This is a genomic window from Bacteroides cellulosilyticus DSM 14838, assembly GCF_000158035.1.
Taxonomy (GTDB): domain Bacteria; phylum Bacteroidota; class Bacteroidia; order Bacteroidales; family Bacteroidaceae; genus Bacteroides; species Bacteroides cellulosilyticus.
In genome coordinates, this window is the sequence record NZ_EQ973495.1 from 605,655 (window position 1) to 612,819 (window position 7,165).

7 protein-coding genes are annotated in these 7,165 nt (G+C 39.2%); 3 read left to right on the forward strand and 4 right to left on the reverse strand.

The window, feature by feature from the left end; genetic code table 11:
- Together groL and BACCELL_RS24560 are read right to left on the reverse strand one after the other, a co-directional pair.
- On the reverse strand, positions 1-1,145 hold a 1,145-nt coding region (gene groL, locus BACCELL_RS24555), incomplete at its 3' end, for a chaperonin GroEL (RefSeq protein WP_007214864.1).
- Between the two features lie 38 nt (positions 1,146-1,183).
- On the reverse strand, positions 1,184-1,456 hold the full coding sequence (locus BACCELL_RS24560) for a co-chaperone GroES (RefSeq protein ID WP_005679636.1): 273 nt from the start codon (positions 1,454-1,456) through the stop codon (positions 1,184-1,186).
- Between the two features lie 268 nt (positions 1,457-1,724).
- Here BACCELL_RS24560 and BACCELL_RS24565 point away from each other — a divergent pair, with 268 nt between their 5' ends.
- Together BACCELL_RS24565 and BACCELL_RS24570 are read left to right on the forward strand one after the other, a co-directional pair.
- Positions 1,725-2,576, forward strand: a complete 852-nt coding sequence (locus BACCELL_RS24565; RefSeq protein WP_007214865.1) for a bile acid:sodium symporter family protein — start codon at positions 1,725-1,727, stop codon at positions 2,574-2,576.
- A 102-nt stretch (positions 2,577-2,678) separates the two neighbouring features.
- On the forward strand, positions 2,679-3,899 hold the full coding sequence (locus BACCELL_RS24570) for a hypothetical protein (RefSeq protein WP_007214866.1): 1,221 nt from the start codon (positions 2,679-2,681) through the stop codon (positions 3,897-3,899).
- A gap of 160 nt (positions 3,900-4,059) precedes the next feature.
- Here the strand turns inward: BACCELL_RS24570 and BACCELL_RS27050 are convergent, their stop codons facing one another.
- Positions 4,060-4,227 (reverse strand): hypothetical protein, encoded by a 168-nt coding sequence (locus tag BACCELL_RS27050; RefSeq protein ID WP_007214867.1) that lies wholly within the window; start codon positions 4,225-4,227, stop codon positions 4,060-4,062.
- Positions 4,228-4,304: 77 nt separating this feature from the next.
- Positions 4,305-5,669 (reverse strand): histidine--tRNA ligase, encoded by a 1,365-nt coding sequence (gene hisS / locus BACCELL_RS24575; protein WP_007214868.1) that lies wholly within the window; start codon positions 5,667-5,669, stop codon positions 4,305-4,307.
- 951 nt (positions 5,670-6,620) lie between these two features.
- Between hisS and BACCELL_RS24580 the strand changes: the two genes are divergently transcribed.
- Entirely contained in the window at positions 6,621-7,004 is a 384-nt protein-coding gene (locus BACCELL_RS24580) for an MmcQ/YjbR family DNA-binding protein (protein WP_007214871.1), read from the forward strand.
- Positions 7,005-7,165: the final 161 nt, after the last annotated feature.

A 7,165-nucleotide genomic window follows, 5' to 3' on the forward strand; every position in this document is an offset into this window, starting at 1 on the left:
CCTACGTAAAGAACAGCAACACCACCAGACAATTTAGCCAGACGTTCTTGCAATTTTTCTTTGTCATAATCAGATTTAGTAGCAGCAATCTGAGCTTTGATTTGTTCACAACGTTCCTTGATATTTTGTTTGTCACCGGCACCGTTTACGATGGTAGTGTTATCTTTAGAAACTGTGATCTTATCAGCAGTACCCAACATTTCGATGGTAGCTTGTTCTAGCTTCAGACCTTTTTCCTCGCTGATCACTACACCACCAGTCAATACGGCGATATCTTCCAGCATTTCTTTACGACGATCACCGAATCCCGGAGCTTTCACAGCACAAATCTTCAACTGAGAACGCAGACGGTTTACAACCAACGTAGTCAAAGCTTCACTGTCCACATCTTCTGCGATTACCAACAGAGGACGTCCGGTTTGTACAGCCGGTTCCAGGATAGGCAAGAAATCTTTCAGGTTAGAAATCTTCTTGTCGTAGATCAAGATGTATGGTTTTTCCATTTCGCACTCCATCTTCTCCGTATTAGTAACGAAGTAAGCGGAAAGATAACCACGATCGAACTGCATACCTTCTACCACACCAATAGTAGTATCGGTACCCTTAGCTTCTTCGATAGTAATTACACCGTCTTTAGAAACCTTACGCATAGCATCAGCGATCAACTTACCGATAACCGGATCATTGTTTGCAGATACAGAAGCAACCTGTTCAATCTTATCGTAGTTGTCACCTACTTTTTCAGCTTGTGACTTAATTGAGTCAACCACTTTGGCAACAGCCTTGTCAATACCACGTTTGATATCCATAGGGCTTGCACCGGCAGTTACGTTCTTCAAGCCTTCAGCAACAATAGCCTGTGCCAATACAGTAGCAGTAGTAGTACCGTCACCGGCATCGTCACCAGTCTTGGAAGCTACTTCTTTCACCAACTGTGCACCCGTATTCTGGTATGCGTCAGACAGTTCCACTTCTTTAGCTACAGTTACACCGTCTTTCGTGATGTGAGGAGCACCGAATTTCTTTTCGATAATCACGTTACGACCTTTAGGGCCGAGAGTTACTTTCACTGCATTTGCCAGTGTATCGATACCTTTTTTCAATTGGTCGCGGGCATCGATATTGAATAATATTTCTTTTGCCATAATGATATTTACAATTTAAATATTTTATAATTACTATATTAACCTAACACAGCGAGTACGTCACTTTGACGCATAATCAGATATTTAGTGCCTTCAACTTCCAGTTCGGTACCAGCATACTTGCCATACAAAACAGTGTCGCCCACCTTCAATACCATCTCTTCATCTTTCGTACCGTGACCAACTGCCACAACTTCACCTTTCAAAGGTTTTTCTTTTGCTGTATCCGGAATAATGATACCGCCAATTGTTTTCTCTTCTGCAGGTGCAGGGAGTATCAGCACTCTGTCTGCCAATGGTTTAATGTTCATAGTTCTTTTGTTTTTTATATGTTATACATTTATTATAGTAATGTCTTGTCTCATTTTAGTGAGACGCAGAACAAATTGCGAAAATCGTGCCAAACAGTAAAGCGAAATTTCTGTCAGTATTAAACTGCCAATTTGGCAAAGAATAAGACAATATACCATTATTTTTAGAGAAGATAAACGGCATCTCAGCATAACTTTTCTATGCAAGCATGAAAGTTATGCTTTCTATTTGCATTATCTTTGCACCCTCAAAAAACGTTTTTAGAACATGAATGCAGTCTGGATTGTTTTGCCTATTCTCACATTATTAATGTTTGAGTTGGGACTAACACTTGAAATTAAAGATTTTAAATTATTTCGTCAACGTCCCTATCCTGTTTTTGCAGGATTGATAGGACAGATAATCCTTTTACCAATATTGGCTTTTGCATTGGGTTATCTATTTCATTTGGAACCTCTGTTCTTTATCGGCCTGATACTTATTGCTTGTTCTCCGGGTGGGAGTTCTTCCAATATATTCTCTATGATAGCTAAAGGTGATGTCGCACTTTCCGTATCACTGACTGCACTCAGCAGTATTATTACTTTGTTTACTATTCCTGTCATTATGGAGTTTGCTACGCAAATTGCAGGAAACAATAGTGGAATAACAATACACCTACCTGTCGGCAGCCTCATTATCCAGAATCTACTACTCATGTTGCTCCCTATCGCAATAGGCGTTTTAACCAAACGCTTTTGCCCTAAAACAGCCGAACGGATACACAAAGTATTATCCAAGGTTGCCTTCCCTGCCTTGATTTTATTAGCTACTGTTTTCTTCATACAACATCACGAAACGATAGCTGCACAGATCAGCCGATTAGGTCTGTGCATCACACTAATGATATTATTGGCTATGGGTGGAGGATATTTAATCTCCCAGTTAATGAAATTGAACAGGAAAGAACAGCGTACGCTTATCATTGAAATAGGCATGCAAAATGCAGCCCAAAGTATTGCTATTGCAAGTAGCCCGTTTATTTTCAATAATGACATAATTGCCATACCGGCTATAATTTATGCACTGATGATGAATATAATTCTATTAGTATATGTGGGAATAGTGAAGCGGAAATAACACAAACTTGTAAATTAAAGTAGTATATTTTTCTATATTCAGACTTAAATTACTATATTTGTGAGAATCACCATAGTAAGGTAAACCTAAAACAATATTAATATGAAAAATAAAAGTTTCCTCGGACTGTTGTTATTCTCCTGTATCTGCTTAACTGCTATTGCACAAGAAACTACAAAACCAATTAAGGCCATTTATGTAAACGCTGACCAGAATACTCTTTTTGACAAATTGATTGACTTCGTACAGAATAATGAATATTTCATTCTATCGCTGGACAAGCAAGCAGGTTTCATACAAGCCCAGAAACCTGTTGAAATAAAAAAAGTATTCAAACCAAATGAACGGAGAACTTTGAATTTTGTCATCAGGCCTATTAATGAGAATTTATCGCAAATAACTTTAAATATTCGTTGCGAAGAAAAGCACTGGGGAGGCAGCGAATCCGGTCATGTCTATTACTACGATGACAAAGGTGTCAGTCAGAATAGCGATTTATACCAGAATATATGGGATGAACTAAAGTCTGCATTAGTGCCCTATCAGCAAGTTATATTTACAACAGTAACAACGCCCGCTCCCACCAAAGCCCTTCCTGCTGAAACAACCCTTAACTCTCTGCCTAAAGCATTCTTAAAAAACGGTTTCCCATTGTTGGTAGAACGTTGCCGCACAGTGCTTGCATCAGCATACATGACCCAGAAACTACTAAGCGAACATACAGATATCCCCGGTTGGGAAGGGTACCCGGTGAAACTCTATGAATATTACACCGGGAAAGATATAAAAAAAGGAGTAGCCAAGCGCGGACTGGTATACTTGCTGAACCCAAGTGCAGAACAACTTGCCACATGGATTGCCACCACTTGCTGGGAAGTTAAGCAAAGTACAGATACCACATACCTGTATAAACTCGCAGAATTTATCAAACGGCAATCAGGGGCACAATTCCCTGTACAAGGAGTAGTATACGAGGATATGTATACCAAAAACTTCTATGAACCATATATTTTCAAAGACGGAGTAACTGTATATGTAGCAGATAGTACTAAAATGCCGACAGATAAGCATTGCACCGATGAGCAACTGGAGTTTTACCTGCATATGACAAATGCCGACTTAAAACCAAACACCGGCAGATATGCCCGCATTTGCAGTACAAACCGTACTCAATATTACAAAAATGGAGGTAAAACAGATGTGGGAGATAATGATGAACACCGTAACCAGTCATGGTTGAATGTAGTTCGCCAACTTTATCAACTGGCTTGGCTTTCAGATCGCAACGAATTAATGATTGCCTGGGCAAAAGAACAACTGTAAATAGCCGGTTTAAGGCATACCAATCCTATTCTTTTTACCCCAAAATCCCCCATACAAGAAGTTAAGACTTTGCATACAAGAAGTTAACTTCTTGTCAACAGGGAGTTAAGTTCTTATCAACAAGCTATTGACGACTGATAAATAACAAAACTAAGAAAGTTTAGTCAATATCCAAGTCTGTATCACAACTCAATTCAGTCGAATATCCCTGCCAGAAGCTCTTGGTAGAATGTACTAAAGCACTCCCCATCAAGAATAGGAATATTACGGCTATTAACGTCATCACCATACCGATGGCTGCGTAATACTTTGGTTCTAAAACATCCATAATAGTTATCTTTGTTAGGTTAGTACTACAAAGATAACCAAGATGGATTACAAAGAGCTTACTCTTTTATGAAGTTTTTATTTCTTTAAAGTTTGTATCAATTCTTCGGCCGAAACCAGGGTCTGTTCACCAGTCTCCATATTCTTGAGTGTCACCTTATTCTCGTTCATTTCATTCTCTCCTACAAGAGCTACAAACGGAATATTTTTGGCATTAGCATAGCCCATCTGTTTCTTCATTTTAGATGAATCCGGGAAGATTTCCGCACGAATACCTTCTGCACGTACTTGGGCAAGTACATTCAAGGAAAAAGCAGCTTCTTTCTCACCAAAGTTGATAAATAGAAGTTGCGTACTGTTTACAGCTTCCTTCGGATAAAGATCAAGCTGGTTCAGCACATCAAAGATACGGTCCGCACCAAAGGAGATGCCTACACCGGAAACTCCTGCCATACCGAATACACCGGTAAGATTATCATAGCGACCACCGCCTGTAATACTACCGATTTGTACATCCAATGCTTTTACTTCAAAAATGGCACCGGTATAGTAATTCAACCCACGGGCAAGTGTCAAATCAAGTTCCAATTCATTCTTCAGACCGAAAGCCGATAGAGTTTTCAAGATAAATTCGCTTTCTTCCACTCCCTTTTGACCAATTTCACTTCCGGCAAGTACTTCTTTCAGGGTAGCCAGTTTCTCCTCGTTGGTGCCGCTCAGTAGAATGATAGGTTGTAATTTGGCAATAGCCTCATCGCTGATACCTTTTTCTTTCAACTCGGCATTCACATTGTCCAGACCGATTTTATCTAGTTTATCAATAGCCACAGTGATATCCACGATCTTATCTGCCTCACCGATAATCTCCGCAATGCCCGTCAAAATCTTACGGTTATTGATCTTGATGCAAACACGGATACCAAAGCGAGTAAATACAGTATCGACAATCTGCATTAATTCCACCTCGTTCAGTAAAGAATCACTACCTACCACGTCAGCATCACATTGATAGAACTCACGATAACGGCCTTTTTGTGGACGATCTGCACGCCACACAGGTTGTATCTGATAGCGTTTGAAAGGGAAAGTTATTTCATCACGGTGCATCACCACGTAGCGGGCAAATGGCACTGTGAGATCATAACGCAAACCTTTTTCACAGAATTTACTTGCAAGTTTGGCTGCATTACGGCTCAGCAATTCCTCATCGGTTAGTCCGGAGAAATAATCACCTGAGTTCTGTATTTTAAACAGAAGTTTATCACCTTCTTCACCATATTTCCCCATCAGTGTGGAAAGCATTTCCATTGCAGGCGTTTCAATCTGTTGGAAACCATAGAGATGATATACATCGCGAATGGTATTGAATATATAGTTACGCTTCGCCATTTCTACCGGCGAAAAGTCACGGGTTCCTTTAGGAATACTGGGTTTTGCTGCCATAATTGTTTCAATTACTATTAAAATCGGAGGGCAAAGTTACAGTTTTTTATCGAGATAAGAAAAGGGATAAGGCGGTTTTATATAAAACAATACCCGTTGGCGGAATTAATTTCTTTCTTGTAAAGGTTACGGGCTAAATGAAAAAAATCAGAGAATATGTCAGCGAAGCTAATTGAGATAGTATTACTTATCATTTACTTCATTCCTACACGCAAGGAGCTAACTCCGCCAACGAGTAAAACAATAATCAGACTGGCACATATCTGACACTCCGCACGTTGACACCAAATGTTTCCCCTATTGAAACTAAGTGTTTCTCGGTGTGAAACAGAGTGTTTCAAGCAATGAAACAGAGTGTTTCCCCTATTGAAACAGTCGGTGTCACCTGCTGAAACGGAAGACAGTGTGCGCGGAGATCTTTGCGAAGTCTACGGGAAATTATTCACATTTAGAGTAAAAAAGAGTTAAAACAGCACATTTTTCGCATAGATTCGTGTAGAAAAGCTCAATCCGGTAATTATCGGGCTACTCACTATAAATCAATCAGATAGATGGAAACATTGTAAACATTCACTGCAAAATTAGTGCTGGCAAACAGTTTACCAGCACTAATTTTCAGGTTGCCAGCACACCTTCAAATGCCGATCAATAAAGGGTTTGAGGTACACCTGTGCAGGAGTGCTGGCAAAAAACTCTTTTGTATAATTGAGCTTTTTGAGTTCACCCCTTCCAGACAATTAGATTAATTTATCGGACATGTTGTATCTATACATCGGACGCGCAGCATCTATATATCTAACACCACCCATATATTAATGCTGATATTTTAACTCATGCAGCGTGCATTTTGGGTAATCCGTTCTTTTAATGGAATTTTTGCATGCTTCATGAAAAGAAATCGTATTTTTGAAGCCTGATTGAGGAAGGAAACAATGCAAAAAGAGTAAAGCCATGAATATTGAAGAATATCGGGAATATTGTTTAAGCATCAAAGGAGCAACAGAAAGTTTCCCCTTTGGCGAAAATACCCTTGTCTATAAAATCATGGACAAGATGTTCACTTTTGCTCCATTAAATCCTAAAGATGGACGATTTTGGGCAGACACAAAATGTGACTCCACCAAGTCGACAGAACTGATAGAGCTATATAATGGCATTGCATTCGGCCCGTTTTCCGACAAGAAACACTGGATTACCATATATCTGGAAAGTGATGTGCCGGATAGCCTTATAAAGGAATTAATCAATCATTCAATAGAAGAGGTAATCAAGAAATTACCTAAAAAGAAACAACAGGAATATCGCAGTACTTTGGGAATAAAAGATGAAAATTAATACAGAATGAGATATGGAATGAGCATGCTTGATAATCTCCATTATATTCAAAACAATGGAGAAAAAGCTTTCTAAGCAAATCAGAATAAAAAATATGCCTGTCCTGAATGTAATAAGCCAAGAACTGTACACTACGATTATTGTATTTATTGCAAACAGGA

Bases quoted from the DNA above. Each gene is read 5' to 3' on its own strand.
- BACCELL_RS27050 (WP_007214867.1), bottom strand. From the start codon at position 4,227: ATGGATGTTTTAGAACCAAAGTATTACGCAGCCATCGGTATGGTGATG.
- BACCELL_RS24580 (WP_007214871.1), top strand. From the start codon at position 6,621: ATGAATATTGAAGAATATCGGGAATATTGTTTAAGCATCAAAGGAGCA.
- BACCELL_RS24560 (WP_005679636.1), bottom strand. From the start codon at position 1,456: ATGAACATTAAACCATTGGCAGACAGAGTGCTGATACTCCCTGCACCT.
- hisS (WP_007214868.1), bottom strand. From the start codon at position 5,669: ATGGCAGCAAAACCCAGTATTCCTAAAGGAACCCGTGACTTTTCGCCG.
- BACCELL_RS24565 (WP_007214865.1), top strand. From the start codon at position 1,725: ATGAATGCAGTCTGGATTGTTTTGCCTATTCTCACATTATTAATGTTT.
- BACCELL_RS24570 (WP_007214866.1), top strand. From the start codon at position 2,679: ATGAAAAATAAAAGTTTCCTCGGACTGTTGTTATTCTCCTGTATCTGC.